Annotated in this window: 21 protein-coding genes, 2 pseudogenes and 1 CRISPR repeat array; of the genes and pseudogenes, 16 read left to right on the forward strand and 7 right to left on the reverse strand. The window is 68.2% G+C overall.

Annotation, left to right across the window (positions count from 1 at the left end; all coding sequences use genetic code 11):
- Positions 1-106 precede the first annotated feature (106 nt).
- The 5 genes and pseudogenes from AC0666_RS29655 to AC0666_RS29675 all read left to right on the forward strand — a co-directional run.
- The gene (locus AC0666_RS29655) at positions 107-985 is read left to right on the forward strand and encodes a hypothetical protein (protein ID WP_478708680.1); all 879 of its coding nucleotides are present in this window, start codon (positions 107-109) and stop codon (positions 983-985) included.
- On the forward strand, positions 982-1,482 hold the full coding sequence (locus tag AC0666_RS29660; RefSeq protein WP_478708681.1) for an alpha/beta hydrolase: 501 nt from the start codon (positions 982-984) through the stop codon (positions 1,480-1,482). Before AC0666_RS29655 ends, AC0666_RS29660 begins: the two co-directional genes overlap by 4 nt.
- Before the next feature lie 79 nt (positions 1,483-1,561).
- The gene (locus tag AC0666_RS29665) at positions 1,562-2,017 is read left to right on the forward strand and encodes a hypothetical protein (protein WP_478708682.1); all 456 of its coding nucleotides are present in this window, start codon (positions 1,562-1,564) and stop codon (positions 2,015-2,017) included.
- A 985-nt stretch (positions 2,018-3,002) separates the two neighbouring features.
- Positions 3,003-3,212, forward strand: a complete 210-nt coding sequence (locus AC0666_RS29670; RefSeq protein WP_478708683.1) for a DUF6332 family protein — start codon at positions 3,003-3,005, stop codon at positions 3,210-3,212.
- A gap of 15 nt (positions 3,213-3,227) precedes the next feature.
- A pseudogene (locus AC0666_RS29675) lies at positions 3,228-3,452 on the forward strand (hypothetical protein); the annotation flags it as partial.
- A 254-nt stretch (positions 3,453-3,706) separates the two neighbouring features.
- Here the strand turns inward: AC0666_RS29675 and AC0666_RS29680 are convergent.
- Both AC0666_RS29680 and map read right to left on the reverse strand, forming a co-directional pair.
- The gene (locus AC0666_RS29680) at positions 3,707-4,843 is read right to left on the reverse strand and encodes an IS630 family transposase (RefSeq protein WP_478708684.1); all 1,137 of its coding nucleotides are present in this window, start codon (positions 4,841-4,843) and stop codon (positions 3,707-3,709) included.
- 117 nt (positions 4,844-4,960) lie between these two features.
- On the reverse strand, positions 4,961-5,728 hold the full coding sequence (gene map, locus AC0666_RS29685) for a type I methionyl aminopeptidase (RefSeq protein ID WP_478708685.1): 768 nt from the start codon (positions 5,726-5,728) through the stop codon (positions 4,961-4,963).
- Positions 5,729-5,789: 61 nt separating this feature from the next.
- Here map and AC0666_RS29690 point away from each other — a divergent pair, with 61 nt between their 5' ends.
- From AC0666_RS29690 to AC0666_RS29700, 3 genes are all read left to right on the forward strand, one after another.
- Positions 5,790-6,065 (forward strand): helix-turn-helix domain-containing protein, encoded by a 276-nt coding sequence (locus AC0666_RS29690; protein ID WP_478708686.1) that lies wholly within the window; start codon positions 5,790-5,792, stop codon positions 6,063-6,065.
- Positions 6,066-6,388: 323 nt separating this feature from the next.
- Positions 6,389-7,162, forward strand: a complete 774-nt coding sequence (locus tag AC0666_RS29695; RefSeq protein WP_471234510.1) for a DNA/RNA non-specific endonuclease — start codon at positions 6,389-6,391, stop codon at positions 7,160-7,162.
- A 227-nt stretch (positions 7,163-7,389) separates the two neighbouring features.
- Positions 7,390-8,061, forward strand: coding sequence for an Lsr2 family DNA-binding protein (locus AC0666_RS29700; protein WP_478708687.1), 672 nt, complete (start codon positions 7,390-7,392; stop codon positions 8,059-8,061).
- Between the two features lie 153 nt (positions 8,062-8,214).
- Here the strand turns inward: AC0666_RS29700 and AC0666_RS29705 are convergent, their stop codons facing one another.
- Positions 8,215-8,526, reverse strand: a complete 312-nt coding sequence (locus AC0666_RS29705; RefSeq protein WP_478708688.1) for a hypothetical protein — start codon at positions 8,524-8,526, stop codon at positions 8,215-8,217.
- A 17-nt stretch (positions 8,527-8,543) separates the two neighbouring features.
- Here AC0666_RS29705 and AC0666_RS29710 point away from each other — a divergent pair.
- A pseudogene (locus tag AC0666_RS29710) lies at positions 8,544-8,743 on the forward strand (GlsB/YeaQ/YmgE family stress response membrane protein); the annotation flags it as partial.
- A gap of 314 nt (positions 8,744-9,057) precedes the next feature.
- A complete protein-coding gene (locus tag AC0666_RS29715) occupies positions 9,058-9,513 on the forward strand; it encodes a hypothetical protein (protein ID WP_478708689.1) in 456 nt (151 codons plus the stop codon).
- 50 nt (positions 9,514-9,563) lie between these two features.
- On the opposite strand, the gene AC0666_RS29720 is transcribed toward AC0666_RS29715, so the two are convergent.
- The 4 genes from AC0666_RS29720 to AC0666_RS29735 all read right to left on the reverse strand — a co-directional run bounded on the left by AC0666_RS29720 (position 9,564) and on the right by AC0666_RS29735 (position 14,711).
- The gene (locus AC0666_RS29720) at positions 9,564-10,799 is read right to left on the reverse strand and encodes a NucA/NucB deoxyribonuclease domain-containing protein (protein ID WP_478708690.1); all 1,236 of its coding nucleotides are present in this window, start codon (positions 10,797-10,799) and stop codon (positions 9,564-9,566) included.
- 748 nt (positions 10,800-11,547) lie between these two features.
- Positions 11,548-12,492 carry an IclR family transcriptional regulator domain-containing protein gene (locus AC0666_RS29725; RefSeq protein ID WP_478708691.1) on the reverse strand — a complete coding sequence of 315 codons (945 nt, stop codon included), beginning with the start codon at positions 12,490-12,492 and terminating at the stop codon, positions 11,548-11,550.
- 731 nt (positions 12,493-13,223) lie between these two features.
- The gene (locus AC0666_RS29730; protein ID WP_478708692.1) at positions 13,224-13,838 is read right to left on the reverse strand and encodes an RNA polymerase sigma factor; all 615 of its coding nucleotides are present in this window, start codon (positions 13,836-13,838) and stop codon (positions 13,224-13,226) included.
- 624 nt (positions 13,839-14,462) lie between these two features.
- Entirely contained in the window at positions 14,463-14,711 is a 249-nt protein-coding gene (locus tag AC0666_RS29735; RefSeq protein ID WP_478708693.1) for a hypothetical protein, read from the reverse strand.
- A gap of 114 nt (positions 14,712-14,825) precedes the next feature.
- Positions 14,826-15,587: a CRISPR direct-repeat array (repeat unit 29 nt; unit sequence GTCGGCCCCGCGCCCGCGGGGATGGTCCG).
- Between the two features lie 818 nt (positions 15,588-16,405).
- On the opposite strand from AC0666_RS29735, the gene cas3 reads away from it, so the two are divergent.
- From cas3 to cas6e, 6 genes are all read left to right on the forward strand, one after another.
- Positions 16,406-19,291: a CRISPR-associated helicase Cas3' gene (gene cas3 / locus AC0666_RS29740; protein ID WP_478708694.1), complete on the forward strand. Its 2,886-nt coding sequence runs from the start codon at positions 16,406-16,408 to the stop codon at positions 19,289-19,291.
- A 271-nt stretch (positions 19,292-19,562) separates the two neighbouring features.
- Positions 19,563-21,266, forward strand: coding sequence for a type I-E CRISPR-associated protein Cse1/CasA (casA, locus tag AC0666_RS29745; protein ID WP_478708695.1), 1,704 nt, complete (start codon positions 19,563-19,565; stop codon positions 21,264-21,266).
- A gap of 120 nt (positions 21,267-21,386) precedes the next feature.
- Positions 21,387-21,992, forward strand: coding sequence for a type I-E CRISPR-associated protein Cse2/CasB (gene casB / locus AC0666_RS29750; RefSeq protein ID WP_478708696.1), 606 nt, complete (start codon positions 21,387-21,389; stop codon positions 21,990-21,992).
- A 102-nt stretch (positions 21,993-22,094) separates the two neighbouring features.
- Positions 22,095-23,252, forward strand: coding sequence for a type I-E CRISPR-associated protein Cas7/Cse4/CasC (gene cas7e, locus AC0666_RS29755; protein ID WP_478708697.1), 1,158 nt, complete (start codon positions 22,095-22,097; stop codon positions 23,250-23,252).
- Positions 23,249-24,046: a type I-E CRISPR-associated protein Cas5/CasD gene (gene cas5e / locus AC0666_RS29760; RefSeq protein ID WP_478708698.1), complete on the forward strand. Its 798-nt coding sequence runs from the start codon at positions 23,249-23,251 to the stop codon at positions 24,044-24,046. Before cas7e ends, cas5e begins: the two co-directional genes overlap by 4 nt.
- Positions 24,047-24,051: 5 nt before the next feature.
- Positions 24,052-24,807 carry a type I-E CRISPR-associated protein Cas6/Cse3/CasE gene (gene cas6e, locus AC0666_RS29765; protein WP_478708763.1) on the forward strand — a complete coding sequence of 252 codons (756 nt, stop codon included), beginning with the start codon at positions 24,052-24,054 and terminating at the stop codon, positions 24,805-24,807.
- Position 24,808 lies beyond the last annotated feature (1 nt).

The raw sequence follows: 24,808 nt of genomic DNA on the forward strand, positions 1-24,808 counted from the left end.
CGAACGGGGCTATCCAGGACGGCTCAGACGCCGTGATCACACCAGCCACGGCCTAGATCATCCCACGGCAAGATCACTTACGGGACAACCCTTAGGCACAGCCGAGGTGAACGCCCGCCTCATTGCCACCATTCTGGACACACTGGCCACCAAGATGCGCAACGCCCAGAGAAAGCTGCGCAGTGCAGTGGCGGACGCCGAGGCTGCCGGCCACAAGGTCCGCGATGAGGACGGCTGGGTTGAACCCAAGCAGGCCGTTGACTCGCGGTACCACAACGATCCCGACTACCAGGGCCTGCAACAACAGGCGAACGCCGGTCTTGGCGGGTTCCGGGCCCGCATCGACGATGCGGTGGCGGAAGCCAAGACGGCCAGTCAGGGGGCAGCTGAGGCGTTGCACCAGCTGGACCCCTTCGATCTCGACAAGCGGTACGGCGGCGCACACGCCCAGGAGGACGTGGCGAGGGTCGCCGAGTTCGCCGGCATCAACCCTAAGGACATTCCCGACGGCAAAAACCCCCAGCAGTCCAAGGAGTGGTGGGCCGGCTTGGACGAGGAGAAGCGGCAGTTCTACCTCGCCGCCTACCCGGACAGGATTGGCGCGCTGGACGGTCTGCCCACGCCCACCCGCGATGAGGCCAACCGTTCAGCCCTGGACCTGCGTCTGAACGACTACGCACTGCGGGAAGGCAGCCTTGGCTACCACGACCGGTACAACTACCGGAACCTGACCGCACTCAAGGACCGTCTGGAGAAGACCGACAGCGGCCCGGCGAACAAGCAGATGTACCTCCTCGGCTTCGGCACCGAGAAGGACGGCCGCGCCATCGTGGCCCTGGGCAACCCGGACACCGCCCGACACACTGCGGTCCTGGTGCCGGGAACAGACAACCAGTTGGACAACTACGGCGGACAGCTGAACCGCATCAAAAACTGCAAAACGCGGCGGGAAACTCAACCACACCCGGGGAGGACGTCGCCGTGATCAGCTGGATGGACTACGACGCCCCCGAGATCGACGGAAGCGTAACCACCCAGGGTCGGGCGAGAGCAGGTGAAGAAGATCTACGTAACTTCACCCACGGCCTGCGGTCCGCACACGAAGGCGAGCGCGGACACCTCACCGTCATCGGCCACAGTTACGGGTCGTCCATGACCGGTGCCGCCGATGCCGGCGGCACCGGACTGGACGCGGACGATGTCGTTGTTGTCGGCAGCCCTGGCCTCACCGTGGAGCGCGCCGACCAGCTACACGTGAATCCCCAACACCTGTGGGTCGGAGCTGCCGGGAACGACTTCGTCTCCAACTGGACCTCGGGACTCACCCTCTCGGTGGACCCCAAGGATCCCGCTTTCGGAGCCCAGAGGATGTATGTCGATACCTCCGGGCACAGCGGATATTGGGACGACGGCAGCCAGAGCCTCGACAACCAAGGCCGCATCATCGCCGGACTGAAGCCCCGCCCCGGGCCGTCCAACTGATCTGAGAGAGACCCAAACCATGCCCACAACACGGAGGGCTTCCCTTGCCCTTGCCCTCACACTGCTTCTCGGAGGCTGCATGTCCGACAACGGCATCAACGATCCCCTTCCCCGCATGAGCAAGGAGAAGGCGCAGGCGTGGGCTCAGCACTGGGTCGAGTCCATGGCCCGGACGACGAAGGCCGAGATCATCCCCGACACGACCAAGGCAAACTTCACCAGCTGCACCGGCAAGGGCGGTGAGACGGCCGCCGACGGCCGGTTCACACTGATGTTCAACGCACGCGCCAAGCTGCCCCGGGCCCAGTACATTGAGGCAGCCAGGGCACTGAGAAGCGAACTTGAAGCCCAGGGATTCAAGATCGTCGGCTATCAGGAAGGCCCCGGGCAGGAACGTGGCGCCTACGGTGTGCAGGCCCGCCACCCGAAGGACAAGCACTACGTCTCCGCGGGTGACGTGGCCGACGATCAATGGAGCCTGTCCGTCGATACTCCCTGCCTCCTGCCACCCGATGCCGAACAACAGAAGTTCTGAGAGCCGATCCGGATTTTCGAGGCGAAAGAGCACGGAGCCACGAACCCTCGAGGGAGCCGACCGTGCCCGTTGCGGCGGCTTCATCCCCCCGCTGTGAGGGCAGCGGTGCCGTTGCGCATGAACGCTCGGACGCGTTCGTCTCGGTTCCAGGCCGAGCAGGTACCAGGACCACGGGGCGGAGTCGTCCGGGGCCTTCCGACTGAGCGGGCACCCGGACCCGAGCCATCACCTTCTCGAATGTAGGTCCGTCACTGGCCCGGTTGGGGGATTATGACGAACGCGAGCGGTCGACAATGACCGTCCGCTGCCAGGCGATTCCTCGTGGTCAGTCCACCAGGGGATCGTCCAACATGATGAGCATCTCTGAAACGGCTCTGGCCGCAAATGCGTGACGCTGCGCACGCATGCCCGTCAGTCTTGAACTCACCGATTCCGGTCCCACGCCGTCGCTAGGCGATGGCCTGGACCTGTGATCGCTGTCCAGCACAGCTCGCAGAAGATCAGGTCGTTGTCCCCAACAAAGGCGAGATCCTCAGGCTGACCGGTACAGCCTCGGCCACGATCGGCGCCTCCAGGTAGCACTCCCGGTCGCCTTTGGTCAGCCAAAAACGGGTCCGAACCCGGGCCGGGCGGCCGCGGACGGAAGCTGTTGCCAGCCCGGACGAGCGCGTCGGCCAAGTCGTACATGTGTTGCTCCGCATGCTTCGTGGCCCAACTCTGCACCGGCCATCCCGAACACCGAAGTCTGCGTGCAGCACACCGGCCCGGTCCATCACTCGAGCAATCGGCTGACATGGACTGCAGGGCCGGGCAGCGACCCTCCAGAGCCCTCGTCGGCTGCACCGACGAGGGCTTAGAAGTCCTCTCAGACGGCGTCGCCCGTGAGAGTAAGGCTGGTAGGCCCAGGCGCGATGGCTTGACCGTGGTGTGAGACTTGCAGCATGGACATGGGGCGTGAGTCGCGGTGGGAAAAGGACGCAATGACGTGGAGATCGTTTTCGCCCTGGTGACTGCCGCGGTGCTGGCTGCGGTGATCTTCGCCGTCGCCTTGAATCTCGTCCTGGCCCTTGGCATTTCTGGTTCAGCGGAGAAGGGCGTGCTGGTGGGGGGCGCGCTGCTCGGAGCGACGGCCGGAGTGTGGCGTCTGGTACGGGTGCTGCTTCGGTTCGACCATCAGCGCCGAATGGGCCGCTGACTACGGTCCTTCTCCTTGAGGTCGGTAGCCTCCCGACGTGGGGATCATTGCGCGGCTGGGCCGGATGGGTTGTGGCAGTTGTTTCAGCGAGTGGTTCCGGAAGCACCATCGCGGCCACAAGGTGGTGGCCGGCGTCGCTACGGTGACCGCGAGGTACTGGCGGCGATCGTGGTCGGGGCGACGTTAGGCCGTACGTGGCAGCAGCTGACCGTTGCGTCGTTCGCCCCGTCCGGCGCCACGACCCCCACCTCCGAAACCGGCGGCAAACTGGAGCTCCTCTCGGTCGTCGGAACCACGGATCCCGCCCGCTGACCAAGCAACCGCTCAGGCGCACGCCCCGACGCCAGCGATCCACCCCACCTCGTTACTCAGCGCCTCGAATGCCTTCCATCTCTGCATCGGGCCCAGTCACCGCAGCGTCGCGGTAGCGCATGTGTTCCGTGTCGCCGCGCTCTGAACTAAGTGGTCGACGCTCGAAGTCCTTCGGGGGTTGATCACTCGGTTGGCAGGGCGGAGGATTGTTCCTGTCGATCGACGGCGTGTCGGTCGAGCCCGGCCAGCAGATCGTCCAGGTCGGAGGTGGTGAACCTCCACTGGAACGGCTGTGCCGTGGCGTTGTAGCGGTCTTCGAATGTTCGGAGCCGGTCCCGGACCTCGTTGAGGTCGGTGAAGTCGTTGGGCGAGACGACCTTGCGTTGGACGATCGAGAAGAAGATTTCCACCTGGTTCACCCAGGAGGCATGTACGGGGGTGTGGACCATGACGGCGTTCGGAAATCTGCTGGTTAGGCGGTTGATGGCCTTTTTCCCTCGGTGGGAGGAGCCGTTGTCGACGATCCAGAAGACGCGTTTCGCGCTTGCGTAGGGCTCTTGCGTCATGACCTGCTCGACCAGGTTCATGAACGGCACGATGCCGGTGGTGGGTTCGCTGCGGCCGAAGACGTGGGCTTGGTGGACGTCGTAGGCAGCCAGGTAGGCCAGCGCGCCGCCGCGCCGGTAGGTGTGGTTTACGCGCATCGCTCTGGCCTGGCCGGGGGCGAGGGTGGGGTGGCAGCGGCAGCGGGCCTGGATGGAGGTCTTCTCGTCCGCGGAGATCACGTACTCGTCCTCGCCGAGCGGTTCGCCCTGCCAGGTACGGGCGTACAGGTCCATCACGCGGGCGGCCTTGGCCTGGAAGTCCGGGTCGCGGACGAAGATCCAGGACCGGTACTGCCAGGGCTTGATCGCGTCGGCCTTGAGCCAGCGGCGCACCGTGGAGGCCGACATGGCCGGGGCGATGGCCCTGGCGACCACCTCGCGGGCCAGTTCCGGACACGACCAGCGCGACAGCGGGGTCCCGGTTTCAGCGGGTAACTGACAGGCGAGCGCCTTGACTTCGGCGACCTGCAACGTGGTGAACGAGGCCGGCCGACCGGACCGCTTGCGGTCGGCGAGGGCGGGCGGGCCGCCGGCGGCGAACCTGCCCCGCCAGGTGCGTACCGTGTCCACATGCAGCCGCGTCTGCGCGGATATCCGGGCATTGGAGCACCCGCGGGCAGCCAGCAGCACGATCGTTGCGCGCTGCCGCGCCTGATGCGGGGTCTTGTGACCATAGGCCATCTTCTTGAGCCGGTGGCGCTCGGAGGCGGTCAAGGTCAGCGACACGGCTCGGGCCACAGGCATGGATGGGAAGCGGCCAATCTCGGGGGGAATGGTTCAAGACGGTCAATGGCCGATGTGTCTGGCTGCCGGGTGTGAGTGGATCGGAGGTCAGGGCAGGGTGAGGATGCGGGGGCCGTCGTCGGTGATGGCGATGGTGTGTTCGATGTGGGCGGCTCGGCTGCCGTCGACCGTGCGCAGGGTCCATCCGTCGGGGTCGGTGCGGTAGTCGTTGCGTCCTCCGGCCATGAGCATGGGTTCGATGGCGAGGGCGAGGCCGTGGCGCAGGGGGAAGCCGCGGCCGGGTCGTCCGTGGTTGGGGACGTGAGGGTCTTCGTGCATCTGGCGGCCGATGCCGTGGCCGCCGAAGTCGGCTGGCATGCCGCAGTCGGCCTTGCGGGCGACCGTGCTGATGGCATGGGAGATGTCGCCGATGCGATGGCCGATCGTGGCGGCGGCGATGCCGGCGTCCAGGGCTTGCTGGGTGGCGGCAATGAGTTCGAGGTCGGCGGGGCGGGGGGTGCCGACGGTGAAGCTGATCGCGGCGTCGCCGGTCCAGCCGTCGAGTTCGGCTCCGCAGTCGATGCTGACCAGGTCGCCGTCGCGCAGGCGGTAGTCGTCGGGGATGCCGTGCACGACGGCGTCGTTCACGGAGGCGCAGATCACTGCGGGGAAGGGGATCGGGGCGAAGGCGGGCTGGTAGCCCAGGAACGGAGAGCGTGCTCCGGCCGTGGTGAGAACGGTGCGGGCGGCTTCGTCGAGCTCGCGCAGGCGAACTCCCACGGCTGCCGCTGCGCGGACGGCTGCGAGTGCACGGGCCACGACGCGTCCGGCTTCTCGCATCGTCTCCAGTGCCCTGTCGGTCTTGATCTCCACCATGTGTCGTGACTCCCTGCCATGCGCCGCAGTCCAATACTTATACCGGTATTAGTATCACGGCATGGTGAGAGTTCCTTTGAGTCCGCAAGAGCGGCAACGCGGAGAGCGCTTCGGGATCCTGCTCCGCCAGGCCCGTGGTGAGCGCAGCATGGTCGAGGTGGCAGCAGCCGCCGGGGTGTCTGCTGAAACACTGCGCAAGATCGAGACCGGTCGGGCCCCGACCCCGGCCTTCTTCACCGTGGCAGCCCTGGCCCACGCGCTGCACCTGTCCCTGGACGACCTCGCCGCCGCCTGCGCGAAAGACGCCGAAGGCGACGAGCAGGCCATGTCAGCGTGACTGTCAGGCGGGCGTCGTCCAGCTCAGAATCGGAGGTTCCTGACCCGGCACGATTTGGACTCTTACGTCAACCCCCGAAGGACTTCGAGCGCCGACCACTAAGGCCGCCGCGACTGCCGCCGATCGGGTCTGCCAGGATGCGCGCGGGGGTGGCCGCTGTTCGGGTGGCCCCGCGCACCGCACTGTGAAGGATTCTCCCTGCGCGGTACTTCCATCCTATGAACGCAATTGAGACGCCGCCGGACCTGGCGGCGCGCGCTGGCTCCCTGTCTGACCGCGCCGGGTACGACGAATCGTTCCTCGGCCCGGTGGTACCGCTTCCCATGCCTTCCGACTCCGCGGTCGAGACGGTCGTCCTTCCGTACACTCACTTCACCGTCGTCCATCGCCCCGACCGCAGGCTGGCCGCGTCCACCGCCGTGTGTATCGACGGCGCGAAACTCCTGGAGGACGTGCCCCGCGACGACGCCTGGGAGTTCGACCCCCGGCTGCCCGAGTCCCAGCAGGCCGGCAACGACATCTACCGCAACAACCCCTTGGACCGGGGTCACCTGGTGCGTCGGCTGGACCCGGTCTGGGGCTCCACGGCCGAGGCCAACCGCGCGAACACCGACACCTTCCACTTCACCAACGCGGCCCCGCAGCAGGACACCTTCAATCAAGGCAAGCAACTGTGGCAGGGGCTGGAGAACCACCTGCTCGACCATGCGGCCCAGTTCGACCGCAAGCTCACCGTCATGACCGGCCCGGTGCTGCACGACTCCGACCCGCCCTACCGGGGCATCCAGGTGCCGCTGCGCTTCTGGAAGGTCGCGGCCTTCGTCCAGGGCGGGCAGCTGGCCTCGACCGGGTACATCCTGGACCAGAGCCCCGACCTCACCCGCGCCTTCGAGCGGGCAATGGCGGGCGCCAAGCCCGGCGAACCGCCGCCGCTGGGCCCGTTCCGCACCTTCCAGGTACCAGTCAGCGACATCGTGCAGCTCACGGGCCTGGACTTCGGCCCGCTTCCGGCCGCGGACCTCATGCCCGTCACCCGGGCGCCCGCGGAGCGCTGGAAGCGGCTTGAGTCGTACGACGACATGGTCCTGCAGAGCTGAGACGCCCGCACCAGAGACGCCCGCACCACGGTCGTCTACGTCAACGGCAGTGGGAAGAAGGCACGCAAGCACCGGGTGAAGGCCCAGGCGCTGTTCGGCAGGGGACCTGGGGTCGACTTCGATGTCATAGGGGGCGTCCCCGCTCCATGTCCGGCCCCGGCCGGTCTGGACACCGACTTCCCCAACCCCGACCATGCCGCCCAGCACCGACGCCGCCGAGGAAACCCGTGACCGACCTCAGCACCCTCAACCGGCTCTGCCCGCCCCCAACCCCGGCCATGCACATCGCCTGGGACCACGTCGAAGCCACCCTGCGCACCACGCTCCCCACCGACTACAAGCAGCTAGCCGAGCAATACGGCCCCGGCGCCTTCAGCAACTACATCCACATCTACCACCCTCACGGACCGACCGAGTACGTCAACCTCACCGGCCCCATGCCCGCCAAAATCCGCGCCTACCTGCGCAAGGACTACGACCAGGGCACCTACCCCATCCCCTACGACCCGGAGCACCTCTTCACCGTCGGCGCCACCGACAACGGCGAACACCTCTTCTGGATCACCGAACCCCTTCAGGAACCCGACCGCTGGCGCATCGCGGTCAACGAAGCGCGAGGCCCGCAGTGGTTCACCTTCGACGGAACCCTCGTCGATTTCCTCACCTTCGTACTCAGCGGCCAGACCACCGTCCCCCAGTTCCCCCGGGACCTCCTCGCAACAGGCCCGTCCTTCACTTCTTCGCACCCAGACCTGTGGAAACCGCAAGCCGCACCAGACCAGCCCCCCGTGGACACAGGCGTCATCCGGGCATGGGCCTTGGCCAATGGCTACAACGTCCCTGCTCGCGGCCGCATCCCCCCCGACGTCCGCGCAGCGTGGGAACGCGCCAACAGCTGAGCCGCTCACGCCAGCAAAGCAAGAAAGGGCCGGTCAAGGCGTTCGCCCTGAAACGGATGGCCAAACGCGCTACGCCCGGAGAACTCCGTCGCCATGGGCCCCGCAGAGGCGCTGCGGGCGGATCCGACAACTTCACTGGCCCTGTCCGACGGATCAGGCGCCGTCCGCGGACCCGCCATCCCGTATGCCGTCCAGCGCGGTCGGCAGGCCGACCGCGGCCAGGAGTTCCATGGGGAGTTCCTTGTTGGCCTGGCCGAGGGCCAGGCCGAGCCAGCGGTCGCCGCCGGGGAGCGGCCAGGCGTGCATGCTCGTGGTCACCTGGCTGAGGGTGCAGAGCGGCTCGGGCACGTCTTCCCTGGCACCGCCCCCGTACCCGGCCCAGGGGTCGACAACGAGCGGAACGCCCCAGCGTGCGGTGCACACCGTGATCAGGGCGTCGAGGCAGGCGCTTAGCTCCGCGTCCACCTGCTCCCATGGTGGTCGTGCTCATCGGCATTGCGGGCGGGCCTGCTCGGCGGATGGCTCGGCAAGGTCATCTTCGGCGTCGACTCCACAGACGGATTCTTCGACCTCTCCACGTGGATCGCCGCCATCATCGGCTGTCATCCTCCTCGCCGTCTACCGTCCGGTTGCCGGCAATAGGAGCCACCACAGCCACGCCAGAACGACGCATCCCGCATGAGACGGAAACGGCTCCCCCCTTCAAGGCGGAGCCGCTTCACTACCCCGTCGCCCGCAGGCGCGCTCCGCGGGGCGTTGAGGCGGCATGACGGTCGGGGCCGCGGACGTCGACGGCTGCAGCGGGTCCAGAGCCTGAGGCTTGGACCGCCGAGGGTGCGCCGAAGATGCGGCGTCCCGGGACGACGGCCGTGTTTTGGAGACGTCGGACGATGGCGCCAATCGCGGGTGTGGCTTGTCCCCGCCTACGGTGACCAGGCGTGTTCTACGGTCGTATGGATCCTGTTGCACTGTGGGTGGAGAGGGAAGGGGACAGTGGTGGCGACGCTGCTGAGCGAGCAGAAGCTGGATGGCCGGGTTGAGTTCCGGTCTTTGGGCTTTCAGGAGTCTGACGACAGTGCGGTGCCGGTGCCGTTCCCGGACGACTTCGAGGGGGGCGTTTTCCTGCAGGAGCGTGTGCATCGGTTCGACGTGTTCAGTGCCGGTCACACCCACACTGCCTCGGTGACAGCCAGGGTCTGGGACGGACAGCCGGATGCTCCTGAGGGGGAGTGGGACGAGGAAGGCGAGATCGACTACGAGTCGGTCACCGGTGATGTCGCGCTCTGGGGTTCAGGACGCTCCGAGGAGCTCATCCGGCTGGGCCGCGCTGGAATGTGGAGGGTACGGGTGCGGTGTTCGGGCAGGGCTGAGGCCGAGCGTGTGACCCGGGACGAGGGCACCGCGTACGGCGTGGAGCAGTACGTGATCGATTTCTGGCCGAAAGCGGGATAAAGAGCGGGCCCGGGCTTCCAACGCGCCGGGCCCGCTCTCGGAGACGAAGATCAGTTGATCTTTACGATGAAGCCGTCCTCCGGCCCGTCGATGATGCGGTTGGCGTTGTAAAAGCCGCGCAAAAGGGTTCCGCCGGCGCCGTTCTGCGCGCCGGGGACGGGCAGGACCGAGAAGTTGTTCTTCTCGACGTGCGTGTCGTACTCCTCAATCGCGGAGCCTTCGTAGGTCGAGGCGAAGGGGAACTCGTCACATTCCTTCCCGCCGTCGGTGTAGTTGGCTCCCCAGTAGCGCTTGCACTCCCTGACCGAGACGGCACGGTTGCGGTCAAGGCGCTTTTGGTCGAGGAACAGTCGGTGCAGCGGTTCCTGGAGCGTGTCGCCGGGCACGTTCTTCAGCGCGTTGAGCGGCTTGGTGGCCTTCGGGTTCGTGAACGCCTGCTTGATGTGCTCGGCCACCGCCTGCTCCGGCGCGCCCGGCTTCGAGCTGTACTCCAGCGTGGCGGTCATGCTGAATGCCGCTCCCCCCTTATTGGCGGGATTGCCGGCGCCGGTGGAGTTGCGCAGGTAGGAGGCAGCGTCCCAGCGGGGGGCGAACATGAACGGCTTGCCGGTCTTCGGGCTCTCGCCGACCCAGCCCGCCGGCAAGGTCGAAGTCACCTCCGGCTGGTAGACGGCCGCGACGACGTCTGCCGCGCCGGCCCCGGTGCCCTGCCCCGGCGCATATCGCACCGAGTGCGCGTAGTGAGGGCTGGACTGCATCTCCAGCCACGTCTTCGTCACCGGCAAGCTCTTACTGGTCACAGGTGTCGCAGCAGCCGGCCAGTCAGCCGCCACGTCACCCTTCAGGCCGATCTTCAGACCCGAAACCCCCGTGCTGCCCACCGCAGTGAAGCCGGTGACGTCGTAGTCGAAATACACCGTGCGGTCGGCTTCCTTGGGAACAGTTCCCCGCACGTAGACGACGTACGAACTGGTGCCAACCGCACCGCTCTGCTTCTCCCACACCGTCGTAACCTTCAACCCCGTGCACACCGCGAACCGGGACTTCACATACACCTGAGTGTCACCGGCCATGTTGCGCTTGCACTCGTCCAGCGTCATCGCGCGGGCCGGCTCCGGATAGGACACAGCCGTCGGCGCCATAAACGGCAACGCAGCGCCCTGCCGTCCAGAAGCAACCGCGGCAGGAGTGCTCGACCGCTTTCCGTAGGAGGCCGCCGGACCGACCACCTCCATGGGCGTCGTCGCAGGATCCTCCTGCGCCCCCACCCTCACCAGCTGCGCCATACCCGTGCCGGCCTTGAGCTCTGCCAGTGAAGGAACCGCGGCCCCCGGAGGCAGCATGTATGTCCTGGCGGTCAGCTGGTCACCCCCATCGGCTGCCGCAGCCGCCGTGCCCCCAGGCAGGATGACGGTCGTAGCCAGGGCAGCTAACAGGGCAACATGACGACGTGTTCGTGGTGCGGTAGTGATGATTTCCCCCAAAGACTCCTGATGAGCGGATCTCGCCCAACTCCTCAGAAATATCGAACAACTGAGTCAATGGGGAAGGTCAGGAGAGCCTTATGGCGAGATGCGAAGAGTCCCTTGGCTGATCAACACCACAGCCATCGCCAGGCAGGAGCGACAGACCACCAAGCGAGCCAGCCGCAACGGCATCGGCGCCCGGCGCTGAGCCACCTCCGGCCGGGGGTGAGCACCCTGCCCCCCCGTGAGCCGAAGCACGACGATTGGCACTGGGGAATTAGGACGAGGGTGGCGGCGGCCGCGGTAGCGCCCCGCATCATGCAGGGGCCCTGGTTGTGGTGGCCCACTGTTGCCCGTAGGAGGCGGTGGCGGGGGGAGTTCACTCGCCTGAGCCGGTGGTTCACCGGGGAAGCGACACGGCGGCCAGCACCCGGGTGGTGCGCGGATCAGGGCGGGCAAAAACTTGCTCCCGAGGCGTTGCGTTGGCGGATGTGGGCCCGCCGCACGTAGGCGGTCGTGCGGCGGGCTCAGTTGTTGAGGGCCGGCTGTTGTACCTGAAGGCCGTGTGTTATAGCAGGGCGCGCCGTGGTTGTGGCGTGGTTTGTCCCCAGGTGGTCTCGGTGGTCGGGGCGTCGCGGGTGAGGAGGTGCGCGAGGAGGAGCCCTGTTGATCGTTGGCTGAGGTGGCGGGCGGCGGTGATGAGGCGGCTGTATTGGTGGGCGGGAAGGGACAGGGCGATGCTGGAGGCGTGGCCGGGCAGGCCGAGGGAGTAGGCGACGCACACTTCCTTGCTGGAGTACTCCAGGAGGTCGAACTGGGCAGCGTGAGGGCCGTGTCCGTCGAGGACCTCGATGAGGGCGCGGCGGCTGGTGATGGTGCGGTCGGTGAGCTGGATGGAGGGGTAGCGGGCCAGGTGGTCCATGCGTGAGCGGAAGTCGAGCTGGGCCAGGAGGCTCTTGCCGACGGCGCTGGCGTGACCGGTGTCCTTGAACGGTGCCCACTCCTCGACGGGCGGCGCGTCGTCGCTGTAGGCGGATTCCTGGACCTCGATCTCGCCGTTGTCGTATCTGCTGATGTAGACGGCTGCCTGGAGCTCGTCACGAAGCGAGGCCAGCGTCTGCTTGAGGAGTCCGTCGCTGTGGTCGCGGCCGCTGGCCAAGGCCATGAGCGGGCCGGGAAAATGGGTGCCCGCGACGGTGTCGACGAGGTTTTGGGCGCGCAGCCATTCCAACATTTGTGCAGTGGTGCTCAGCGACATCGCACAACGTTTGGCCAGGCTGCGGGAGTCGATGCCTTCAGCCCCGCTGATGAGGTGCATGAGATCACGGGCCCGCTGTGTAGCTTGCCAGCGGGCGGGGACCGTGTCGGGAGTGCGGCTGTGGCGGGCCATATCGGTCAGGATCGCGGGCCGCAGCGCCTCCACCGACCAGTTCGGCTCGCAGGACGGCTCGGCCGCGGCGCGGACGGCACAAGCTGCGGCAGCGATGTCGGGCCGCAGATCCGGCAGCGGCAAGACCAGGCCTCCGCCCTGCCCGCCGGGCAACGCAGTCAGACGGGGACGTGGGCTGTCGTGCCCAGGCGATGTCCGGGCGGCAGCAAAGCCGGCGGGTAGGGCAGGCGCAGGTACATGTACCAGTTGCGATCGGCCCCGGCTTGCATCCCCTGTTCCTGGGGCCGCAGCCGGGGACTCCTGCCCTGCTGGGTGGGAAGCGTCTTCGACGGACGCAGCCACAGGTTCGGGTTCGGGCTGCAGGAAGTGGGCACGGACGCCAAGCCGGGTGCGGACCTCTTCGAAACAGAGCAGGTCTTCCACAGCGGGAACAAGTGTGCCGGGAGCGACGCGGCGCCCTGTGGCCGCCGCGAGCAGACGGGCGGCGTCGGTGTGGCCGTGGCGGGCTGCCTCCGCGAGCAGGAACTGAGCCTCCTGCACCCAGTCGTCGCCGGTGCGCAAGGTGACCAGGGCGAGGCGGAACAACGCTCCGGGGTGTCCGGCCGCAGCGGCCTTCCCCAGCCACTGGGCCGCGGTAGCCATCTCGCCACGTCCCAGAGCCTTCGACCCGATCCGATACAGGGAGTTCGCCCGCTCCCGCTCCTCGGCGCTGAGCCCGTAAGAGGCTGTGAGGGGCCCGAAGTCGCCGTTGGGCCGGTCCCAGAAGTCCGCCGGCCCGGCAAGCCGGGCCATCAGCTCCAGCAGTCCGGCCGGGACATCCGGAGCGCGGCCGCCGCTGTCCTCGTTGAAGCGGCTCACAACCGCCACCTGTCCTTCTTCACGTGTCGTGTCTTCTTCTGGTGTCCGTCCCGGATGTACGCGGCCAGCTTTTCCCGCAGCTCCGTCACTGCGTCGTACCGCTCCCGGTGGAGGCGGTCTGTGCGTATACCCATCGCCGCACAGATCTCCACGTCGGTCAGTCCCTGGCTTTGGAGGTAGACGACTTGCCGGCGCTGGCTGAGCGGCATGGTCTCGATCTCCGGCAGCACCAGATCTTCGAGCGCACGGTCCTCATGTGACGGCTGACGCTGCCCGGGGACCGCGCCGGCCGGCAAGCCCGCCGCGTCGCCTTTGGGCTCTGCGCGGGTCTGAGCCCGCAGTTCATCGATGGCCAGGTTCCGTGCTGCCGTGTGCAGGTAGGCGGGCAGCTTCACGCTGGCCTTCAGCTCACCGGCCGCGGCTTTGGTCGCCACGTTGAGGTAGGCCTGCTGTGAGGCGTCTTGGCAGGCTTCCATCGACAGGTCTCCGCCGGTGTGGCGGTACAGGATCAGCGGCTCGACGGCCATGAAGGTCTCGTAGTAGTCCAGCAGCCGCTGCCCCAGACTCTTCTCCACCACCGCATGCTCCACCGACGGCTCACGCGCTACCACGGGGCGCGCTCCTTCGCCGACGGCCTCGACGCACCACCCGTCGTACTCGGGGGCGCGGCTACCAGAGCAGTGACTGCGAGCAGGGTGGTATCGGCGACACAGGCGGCGGTCACCTCGATGCGGACCACTGCAACGGGGTGGGAGCCGGCTGGTGCGGCTGCCTCTCCGTCGTCGGCGGGGGCGGTCTGCGTCGTCCGGACCCGAGGTTCTCGCGGGGTCCTGCACACCTGCACCAGAGCGGCCGCCGCATGCGCGGCGGTTGCGAGGGACGCAACAGCCGGCACGACGGCTGCCCAGTCCAAGGACGACATCATGTGAGTCGCTTTCCATCTGAGGGTTCGGTCGGCGAGGAACACGAAAGCTTCCTCCGTCCCACTGACGGTCAGGACCCCTTCCTTCTCCCCCCGAGCTCACAAACATCCGGAATTGATCAAACCGCCGATCGGACTTGCCCGGGCTCGAACATTCACAGCCCGCTTTGGTTCATCGCTGTGGTCCCGCTGTCACGGAGCTCGCGAAGTGGACGACATCGGAAGGCCGGTGTGCATCGAGGGCCGGGCGGCTTCCGGCGTCGGCTGCAGCTCGGCCGGGGTGTGGTGACGGCCGAGTGGGCGGCCAGATCCGTCACCCGCGCACCCGCCGTGCGTGGATATGGGTGCGGGCGGTGTGGGGGGCTGTTGCCACACTGTGGTCGCGGACGGTCCGGACGGCGAGGCTGACGCCGCTGCCCATCTGGCAGTGGCGTCCGACAGCGAGACCGGGGCCGAGGCTGATGCTGTTGCCGGTCTGCGTGTGGTCGCCGATGACCGCGCCGAAGTGCGGCGTGCCGGTCCGGCAGATCCCTGGCAGGGCAGTACAGGCAATGGCACGCATGGCATGCGCCTGGGTGGGATTCTGTGGTAACACCACGTCGGGGCTGGATTTCCAGACCCGAAGCAAGTGAATGAGAACAGCTACCTGAGTCAATAAGATCCCAGGTCAAGAAGTGTCGGCCCCGCGCCCGCGGGGATGGTCCTCTGCGAGCTGTTGTCGTTCAGCCACATCGTGCGTCGGCCCCGCGCCCGCGGGGATGGTCCGCAGTGGTACAGCTCCCGATAGCGGCCCATGTAGTCGGCCCCGCGCCCGCGGGGATGGTCCGGCGCAGCAGACGGCCGCTTCCATGGCCCCCTGGTCGGCCCCGCGCCCGCGGGGATGGTCCGCGCTTGGCGGGGGGTGCACGTGCTCACAGTACGTCGGCCCCGCGCCCGCGGGGATGGTCCGAGTCGGATGCGAGCCTGGGCCGCCGTCACCACGTCGGCCCCGCGCCCGCGGGGATGGTCCGAGTCGGATGCGAGCCTGGGCCGCCGTCACCATGTCGGCCCCGCGCCCGCGGGGATGGTCCGGACCCGCCATGACCGACCACCCCGACCCCGAGGTCGGCCCCGCGCCCGCGGGGATGGTCCGCTGACCAAGAGCTTCACGGCTCTGGAGGACAAGTCGGCCCCGCGCCCGCGGGGATGGTCCGAGTGCACGCGCCTGCGGAGACATCTTCTCCAGGTCGGCCCCGCGCCCGCGGGGATGGTCCGTCCCCGGCCAAGAGCGCAGCCAGGGCCGTTAGGTCGGCCCCGCGCCCGCGGGGATGGTCCGCTGAACTGCACCATCAGCAAAGGGACCGGCGGGTCGGCCCCGCGCCCGCGGGGATGGTCCGCGCTGCAGCATGCCGCCTCTGAAGCTGCTGACGTCGGCCCCGCGCCCGCGGGGATGGTCCGCAATGGATCTCGACCGAGGACTCGCGGACCCGGTCGGCCCCGCAGGGATGGTCCGCGCGAGGGGCCGCCACCCACACCCGCGGTCGGCCCCGCGCCCGCGGGGATGGTCCGACCGGGAGGTTCGGTGCGTCGGCGCCGAGCTCGTCGGCCCCGCGCCCGCGGGGATGGTCCGGAGACGAGATCAAGCACCTGATCCTGCACGAAGTCGGCCCCGCGTCCGGGGAGGGTCCGTACGCCGGTACCGACGAGGAGTCGGATGGCGAGTCGTGCCCGCGCCTGCGGGGATCGTCCGGGCCGGTGGACCCGAGTCGGCAACATGATTACGTCGTCCCAGTGGTGCGGGGATCGTCCGGTGACCAACTCGGCGGGCTCGACGAGAGCGTCACGTCGGTCCTGCGCCCGTAGGGATAGTCCAAACACATCGACACCGTGGCTCAGTACATCCGGTCGACCCCGCGGCCATGGGGACGGCCCGTGGTCCACCAGTTTTAGTTGGCCGCTGGCGGCGTCGTCTCCGCGGGGATGGTCCGTGCAGCATCGCCCCTGCGCCCGCGGGGATGGTTCGCCCGTGTCGGCCGGCAGGCCTGGAAGCGGCGTTGTCGGCCCGGTGTCTGCGGCGATGGTTCGCGGTACGCGTCGATGCGTTGCCATCTGAAGTGCGGACCCTGCGCTTCCGGTGAGGGGCCTCATTCGCCTGCTGCCAGGGTCCTTTGGCGTGGGGGCTTTTACGGGTGAGGTTCGCTTTTCGCAGGTCGAGGGTCGCTGTCAGTGGTGGCCTCTAGTCTCTGTTCTTTGTCGGTGGAGCGGGTTGGGGTTTCCATGGATTTACAGCAGCTGCAGGAGCGGTACGGCCTTTCTGCGGCGCGGGCTCTGGAGGTGTTGTGGGGCAAGTCCCGTGAGCGGGCGGGGGGCACCACGAATCTTCTGGTGGCTCACCTCTTGGACACGGCTGCGGTGGGCGAGTTGCTGTGGGACGGCTTGCTCGCTCCTTCGACACGGTCGGCCCTGGATGCGGTTGCCGGTGGGCCGGGGCGCGGGCGGGGGCTGTTTGCCTGGCTGTGCGGGATCCACGATTGCGGGAAGGCGACGCCGGTGCATCAGCGCCTGTGGCCTGAGGGGGCGGAGGCGGTTCGGGCGTCGGGCCTGACCTGGGTCGAGTCGGCTGCTGTGGCGGGGGCAAGGAAGCAAAGGCGCTGGCGTCACGACTGGGCCGGTGGGTTGCTGGCGCGTGAGCTGCTGACCTCGGCCGGCTGGGCGGCGGAGCAGGTGGACTGGGTGTGGCCTCTGGTAGCGGGGCACCATGGTGCGTTTCCGTCGCTGCGGGACGTTCAGGAGCCCAACACGGCCAAGGGCCAGTTGAGGGGCAGGGGGCCGTGGCGCGAGGTTCAGCAGGTGGTGCTGGATGCTTTCACCCACGAGCTGGGGTTCGGGAGCCTTGGTGATCTGCAGCCTGTGGTGGTCCCGTCGCGGGCGCTGCAGTTGCAGCTCAGTGGTCTGGTGGTCATGGCGGACTGGATCGCCAGTGACGAACGCTTCTTCACCGGCTTGGACGACCTGCGGCAGGTGAGCGCGGATGCTTCGCGTCGACGGGCGGTGGCGGGGTGGACGGCGCTGGGCCTTCAGCGGGGCTGGGGGGCTCTGGCCACTCCGGCGCCCGAGGCGTTTGGGGACCGGTTCGGATACGGGCCGCGGCCGTCGCAGGCGATGGTTGTCGCTGCTGCGCGCGCGATGGGCGGTCCGGGGCTGATGGTGGTCGAGGCGCCCATGGGGGAGGGCAAGACGGAGGCGGCTCAGGCAGCGGCGGAAGTTCTGGCCGGCAGGTTCGGTGCGGATGGTGTCTTTGTGGGGATGCCCACCCAGTCGACGAGCGACCCGATGTTCACCCGCATCCGGCGGTGGCTGGAGGCCATCGACGCGGACTTTGCTTCCCGGGTGGTTCTGCTGCATGGCAAGAGGGCCTTCAACCGGGAGTGGAAGGCCCTCTTGGAGAACGCGAGAGCCGGCGCGGACGAGGCGTTCGCGGGAGTCGACGAGTTCGGGATGGACGAGGACCCCTACGGTCTCGCGCACGACGGGTGCGGTGAGCCGGAGCGGAAGGCGCCCGCGGAATGGTTCCTCGGGCCGAAGCGCGGGCTCTTGGCCCCGTTCGTCGTGGGTACCGTCGATCAGCTTCTGTACGCGGCGACCCGTACGCGGCATGTCATGCTGCGGATGGCCGGGCTGGCGGGCAAGGTCGTGGTGCTGGACGAAGTCCACGCCTGTGACGTGTACATGGGCCAGTTCCTGGCGGAAGCGATGCGCTGGCTGGGTCAGGCCGGTGTGCCCGTGATCGTCTTGTCCGCGACGCTTGCCCCTGCGCAGAGGCAGGCGCTGTTCGAGTCCTACCTTGCCGGTGCGGCTTCGAAAGAAGAGCTGCGCGTGCAGGTTCCGGTACCGCACGGCTATCCGAGCGTCACGGCCGCCTGGCTGCCGGGCTCCGGCGAGGCCCGGTTTCACACGGACGCGACGCAGAGCTGGCGTCCAGACCTCCCGGTCGACGTGCGCGTCATGCCGGAGACGATGCCGGGCGCACGGTCCACCCGTGAGGAACGCGAGCGGCTGCAGATCGAGGCGGATAGCGCCGTCGGCGCCCTGCTGGCGGACGAACTCGCCGACGGAGGGACCGCCCTTGTCATCCGCAATTCCGTCGCGCGGGCGCAGAGCCTGTGCGATGAACTGCGCGGCCGCTTCGGTGACGACGAAGTGCGCCTCCTGCACGCCCGGTTCACGGTGACGCAGCGGGCCGATCTGACGCAGGAGTGTCTGCGCCTTCTGGGGCCGAGCACCCCCCGGCTGCCGGGCGGACGGTTGATTGTGGTGGCGACCCAGCTCGCCGAGCAGTCCTTCGACGTCGACGCCGACCTGCTCGTGACGGATCTGGCTCCCGTCGACCTCCTGCTGCAGCGCATCGGACGGCTCCACCGGCACGAGGGCACCGCACGCCCGGCGCGGCTGGGCACGCCCAGGACGTTCGTCACCGGCTTTCAGCCGCGCGAAGGCAGGGAGCCGGCGTTCCTGTTTGCCAGCGAGGGGATCTACGGACGTCATCTGCTGCTGCGGACTGCTGCCGTACTGCCCGGTGAAGGCCAGGGATGGTCGGTTCCCAAGGACGTGCCGTCTTTGGTGGACTGTGTGTACGGAGGCGATGTGTCGCTGCTGCCGGACGCGTGGCAGGAGGCCGGGGAGGCCGCCGCCCGGGAGCAGCATGACCGCGACCGCGCCCGCGCTGAGGATGCGCGGCAGTTCTTGCTGACTCCGCAGGGCGAGCACGAGCGCCGGACCTTGGCAGGTCTGCACTACGGCGGCTCCACCACGGGCGGCAACGAGGATTCGCTGCAGGCGGCGGTGCGTGACGGCGACGAATCCGTCGAGGTCGTCCTCGTGGTTCAAGACGAGAGCGACAAGGTTTTCCGTACCTTGGCGGGGCGCGCCCTGAGCGTGAACGGAGACGTCGCCCCGGACCTGCTGGAGGAGGTCTTGGGCTCGACGGTGAGGCTGCCCCCCACGCTCACGGGGCCGGCTTTGGGGCTGAGGCCTCTGCCTGGCTGGCACGGCCACCCGTGGTTGCGGCGCAGCCGTGCTCTGGTACTGGACGCCGCACGCAGAGCCCGCCTGGGCGACGTCACCGTCTCCTACGACGAACAGTTCGGGCTCCGGCAGAGGTAGAAAGTCCGCGGCCTGCCGCTGCGGGTGCGGCGTGGCTCTGTGAGCCGCCCGACCGGAGCCCGGCGGCTCCATGCCCCGCCGGCGCGCGGGGACGAATCGAACCCCGCTCTGCCAGGCAAACACAAGAGGGGATCATCCCCGCAGCATGGGCCTGACGGCCGACAGGCGGGGTCAACTAGCGGATTGTCGCAGTCAGTTGGACAGAAACGCATCCCGTCTCACCAACCCCGCTGCTAGCGTTAAACATAAGAGATTCCTTCAAGGGGTACCCATGACTCTTGGCTTTTCCCTGATGGACGATCCCTGGCTGCTCTTACCGTCCACCGCGGGAGAACCGGCACAGGAACGCCCCTTACGCACGGCTCTGCTGGAAGCGCACGAGTTCGGCGACCTGGTGGTGGAGATTCCCACACAGAAAGCCGCTGTGCTCCGGCAGGTCCTGCTTCCCGTGATCGTCGCCGCCCTGGGCCGCCCGGCCGATGAGCGCGAGTGGGTGAACTGGCACGCGCAGGGGCAGTGGTCGCCCGAGCAGCGCCTCAGACTCCATGCATACCTGGACGCGCACCGTGGAGGGTTCGACCTTTTCGATCCGGTGCAGCCTTTCGGCCAGGTGGCCGCTCTGTCCACCGCGAAGGGCGAGACGAAGAACGCAGGGCTGATCGTCGCGACCGCAGCCACCGGCAACAACGTACCCCTGTTCGCTTCACGTACCGAGGGCGACGCCTTCTGCCTGACTCCGGCGCAGGCGGCCCATTGGATGCTGCACACGCAGTGCTGGGACACCGCTGCGATTAAGACCGGTGCTGTGGGCGACCCGCAGGCGAAGTCAGGAAAGACGACCGGCAATCCGACCGGACCCCTGGGACAGATGGGCGTCACCCTGCTGGCCGGCAGGACACTCTTCGAGACGCTACTGCTGAACATCCCCGTCGGCGCACCACCGACAACGGACGACCGGCCGCAGTGGGAACGACGAGATCCCGCCGACCCGCGCTCGGCCGGTACCCCCCAATGGCAGACACGAGTCCCCGAAGGCCTGCTGGATCTGTGGACCTGGCAGTCCCGCCGGATCCGCCTCTTTCCGGAGCAGACCGACCAAGGCCTGCGGGTGACCCGGGTCCTGGTTACCGCCGGTGACCGCATGCCGCATACGCCCGAGACCGAGCCGCACACCATGTGGCGTGCAGAGCCGACCGGCGCCCGCACCCAGGCAAAGGACAAACGCGGCACCAGCCCACGCCGCCCGTTGCGGCTCCAGCCGGGAAAGGCAGCCTGGCGAGGGCTCGACGCCCTTCTGGCCCCCGAGCGGCAGGCCCGGGACGCCGGCGAGAAGACGAGCGGGTTCGCTACGAGCAAGCTCCTGGACCAGGCCGGCGCCCTCATGCTCGAGCTCGGCGAGAACTATCCGCTGCGCGTGGAACTCTCCGGCATCGCCTACGGCAACCAGTCGGCCGTCATCGACGACGTGATGTTCGACGACCTGCCCCTGCCGCTGGCCGCCCTCGACACCGGCAGCGACCTGCGCTCCGCCCTCCTCGAAGTCGCCGAACAAGCGGAACAGCTGGCCACAGCAGTCAACCATCTCTCGGCAGACCTGCGGCGTGCACTGGGCACCGAACCGATCCCCTGGGACAAGGGCCAGCGCCCAGGCGAGCTCGTCCTGCACGCCCTGGACCCGCTGGTGCGGCGGCTGCTGGCAGGGATGAGGGGTCTGCAGGACCTCGACCGTATCGAAGCCGGCCAGCTCGCATGGGAACAACTCGCCTGGCGCCGGAGCTGGGACATCGCCGACCGTCTCCTGCAGGCAGTGCCGGTCGCGGCCTACGCCGGCAGAAGCACCTTCCAGGGGGAAGGCAAGCCGGAGCGTATCTACCGCGTCCCGCTGGCCGAGGCCTCCTTCCTGCGGCGACGGGCGGAAATCCTCCACCGGGCCGACGCCGTTCGCCGCACCAGCACGCGTTCCAACGGCCAGTAGGCAACACCTGCCGCAGCCTCGTCAGCCGGCCGAGCCCCGGCCGGGCCGATCCCGAGCACGCCCCAGGGCATCCCGCACGCCCTCCTGTGACACCGAACCTCATCACGTCTGGACACGGCCTTGACCGAAGAAGACCGCACACAGCAGAGAATCTGGCACCGCTACACCGCCGCGGACGGCACCTGGCGTCGCAAGACCGGCACAGCGGCCGACAAGCGCCCGCCCGGAGAAGACCTCGCGGCGCTGCGCAGGGGGCTCGGCCGCCCGGCCGGAACCGTGCTGGAAATGTTCGCGTTTTACACCTGCCCGGTCGACGACCTCGCCGCCCGCCGTGGAGAGGTCTCGCCCGCACAGGAGGCCGAACACATCGCGCTGGCCCTTTACGGACTGCACCAACAGAGCCAGGACCAGCCGATGCACCGGGACGAGGTCGGCCTCGGCCGGGCCATGCTCGAACTTCGCCGCCACGACCGCACCAGCGAGGCGGCAGTCGACAGCCGTTTCCAGCAGACGTTCTCCGCGACATCGGCTCACGCCCTCCAGCTCCGGCTGCGCGGGCTGATCACCCAGCTCAGGGACATCAAGCAGCCCCTCGACTACAACCAGCTGACCAACGACATCCTCCACTGGAACCGGCCCGACTCACGCACCCGCGTGCGGCGCCGCTGGGGCCTGGACTACTACGCCTGGACCCAGAAGCCGCCATCGGCCCAACCCCATCCCTGACCACGGGTCACCCCGCCATGCCCGGAGCAGACGGCCTGCCACCCATCCCGGGCTCCGCAGATTCGCCGCGCACTGCCCACACTCACAGCACGGAGCCAACCCATGAACCAGCGCCTCTACATCGACGTGCACATCGTCCAGACCGTCCCGCCCGCCAACCTCAACCGCGACGATCAAGGCAACCCGAAGGAAGCCGTCTACGGAGGAGTCCGCCGCTCCCGGGTGTCCTCCCAGGCATGGAAGCGGGCGGCGCGCCGGCACTTCGACGCCCAAGCCCCCGAGCCCCAGCGTGCCACCCGCACCAAGCGCATCACCAACGAACTCGCCACCCGCATCAAGACAAACGCAGGCGGCGTGGACAACGATGGCGCCCGGCGGATCGCCGCCGCCCTGCTGGCCCAGCTCGGCCTCAGCCAGGGCAAAAAAGCCGGAGACACCGCATACCTCCTCTTCTACGGCAACGCCCAGCTCGACGAGGTCGCCGCCCTGGTCAACGACAGGGCCGCCGCTCTGGCAGCCCTGGACGAAAAGGCCCTGGCCGAAGCGGTCAAAGAGCTACCCGTCGCACAAGCCTTCACCACCGGACACCCCATGGGCGTCGCCCTGTTCGGCCGGATGGTCGCCGACATCCCCAAACTCAACGTCGACGCCGCCGTCCAGGTCGCCCACGCGCTCTCCACCCACGAGACACAGCTCGAATTCGACTACTTCACCGCCGTCGACGACCAGAACGAGAAAGACGAAACCGGCGCCGGAATGATCGGCACCATCGGCTTCAACAGCGCCACCCTCTACCGCTACGCCACCGTCGGATTCACCCAGCTCACCGACAATCTCGGCGGCGACAACGAGGCCGCCCTCGACGCGCTCGACCACTTCGTCGACAGCTTCGCCCTGTCCGCCCCCACCGGCTACCAGAACTCCTTCGCCCACCGCACCCGCCCCAGCCTCGTCGCCGTCGTGGTACGCACCGATCAGCCGGTCAACCTCGTCTCCGCCTTCGAGGAGCCCGTGACCGCCCAAGCCGGCATCCAGGCCACCTCCGCCCGCCGACTCGCCGAGGAACACATCACCGCCACACAGGTATGGGGAGACACCCCCCTCTACAACGCCGCCAGCCACACCTTCACCACAGACGAACCCCGCACAAAGGACACCGCCGAAACCCTCGCCCAGGCCTTCGGGACCCCCGTCACCTTCGCTGACCTGCGCACCACCCTGCGCGCCCGCATCACCACCGCCCTGGGAGCCCAGGCGTGAGCACCCCCGGCCCCAACGCAGTCCTCCTCATCCGCCTTGCCGGCCCCCTCCAGGCATGGGGGGACCGCAGCACCTTCAACCGGCGTGAAACCCGACCCGAACCCACCAAATCCGGCATCGTCGGCCTCCTCGCCGCAGCCGCTGGCCGCTCACGCCACGCGCCCCTGAACGACCTCGCCGACCTCGCTCTGGGCATCCGCATCGACCAACCCGGAAGCATCCTGCGCGACTACCACACCGTGAGCGACTACCGCGGCCAGCCACTCCTGTCCGCCGCCGTAACCGCCAAGGGCCAGCAGAAACTCACCTCACCCGCCAAACACACCCACATCACCCAACGGTTCTACCTCCAAGACGCCGTCTTCCTCGCAGCAGTCCAAGGCCCCCAAAGCCTCATCGCCACACTCGAACACGCCATAAACCACCCCGCCTTCCCCCTCGCCCTGGGCCGCCGCTCCTGCGTCCCTACGCACCCCCTGTCCCTGGGACAACGCACCGCCCCCCTCGAAGACGCCCTGCGCACAGAGACCTGGCAGGCCGCCCCAGCCGTACGCAAACGATGGGGCCGCCAAAACGGCGATGGAGCCCACATCGACCTGCCCGCAACCCTCGACGACCCGCAAGGCGACGAAGTCCGCGACGACGTGCCCCTCTCCTTCGCCCCCCACAGCCGGACCTACACCACCCGCCGCATCCGCCACACCTACCTCCACACACCCACCGGCCTCACACCCGACCCCGCCCGCCCCCACACCACCGGCGGCCACGACCCCTTCGCCCTCCTGGGCTGGTGACCGACATGCCCTTCCTCTCCCGCATCCGCATCAACCCCCTGCGCGCAGAAAGCCGCAAGCTCCTCGCTAGCCCCCGCGCCATGCACGCCGCCGTCCAAGGCGGCCTCCCCGGCCTGCCCGAACAAGCGCGCACCCTGTGGCGGCTCGACCCGGACAACCCCCACCGCCCCCACCTCTTCGTCCTCACCACCGATAAACCGGACTGGACCCACCTCGTCGAACAAGCAGGCTGGCCCGGCGCCGACGGCGAGCACTACGCCATACGCGACTACACCCCCCTCCTGCAACAGCTGGCACCCGGCCGCACCTTTGCCTTCCGTCTCACCGCCAACCCCGTCCAGAACACCACCAACCCCGACAAACCCACTGTCAGTCAACAGACACGCATCGACGCCGGAGGCCGACGGCGCGGCTTCCGCCTGGGCCACCGCACCGCCGCCGCCCAACTCGACTGGTTCCTCACCCGCACCACACGGTGGGGATTCGACGTCCCCACCGCCCCCCACCTCGGCCAAACCCACAACGCCGACAACGAGCCCCCACGCGACATCCGCATCACCACCCGCCAACGCCGCACCTTCGGCAAAGGACCAAGCACCACAAAAGAAGCCCAGGTCGTCATGAACTCCGTCACCTTCGAAGGCCGCCTGCGCATCACCGACCCCGCCCTGCTCACCGAAAACCTCCTGTCAGGCATCGGCCCCTCCAAGGCCTACGGATGCGGACTGCTCACCCTCGCCCCGCTGCCCGAAAGGCAATGAC

The sequence above is a fragment of the Streptomyces sp. NPDC043680 genome, from assembly GCF_056436685.1.

What these genes read in the sequence shown, in the direction of transcription:
- AC0666_RS29665 (WP_478708682.1), top strand. Translation starts at nt 1,562, where the DNA reads ATGTCCGACAACGGCATCAACGATCCCCTTCCCCGCATGAGCAAGGAG.
- map (WP_478708685.1), bottom strand. Translation starts at nt 5,728, where the DNA reads ATGGTGGAGATCAAGACCGACAGGGCACTGGAGACGATGCGAGAAGCC.
- AC0666_RS29690 (WP_478708686.1), top strand. Translation starts at nt 5,790, where the DNA reads ATGGTGAGAGTTCCTTTGAGTCCGCAAGAGCGGCAACGCGGAGAGCGC.
- AC0666_RS29695 (WP_471234510.1), top strand. Translation starts at nt 6,389, where the DNA reads ATGCCTTCCGACTCCGCGGTCGAGACGGTCGTCCTTCCGTACACTCAC.
- AC0666_RS29720 (WP_478708690.1), bottom strand. Translation starts at nt 10,799, where the DNA reads ATGGCGCAGCTGGTGAGGGTGGGGGCGCAGGAGGATCCTGCGACGACG.
- AC0666_RS29735 (WP_478708693.1), bottom strand. Translation starts at nt 14,711, where the DNA reads ATGCGTGCCATTGCCTGTACTGCCCTGCCAGGGATCTGCCGGACCGGC.
- cas3 (WP_478708694.1), top strand. Translation starts at nt 16,406, where the DNA reads ATGGATTTACAGCAGCTGCAGGAGCGGTACGGCCTTTCTGCGGCGCGG.
- casA (WP_478708695.1), top strand. Translation starts at nt 19,563, where the DNA reads ATGACTCTTGGCTTTTCCCTGATGGACGATCCCTGGCTGCTCTTACCG.
- cas7e (WP_478708697.1), top strand. Translation starts at nt 22,095, where the DNA reads ATGAACCAGCGCCTCTACATCGACGTGCACATCGTCCAGACCGTCCCG.
- cas6e (WP_478708763.1), top strand. Translation starts at nt 24,052, where the DNA reads ATGCCCTTCCTCTCCCGCATCCGCATCAACCCCCTGCGCGCAGAAAGC.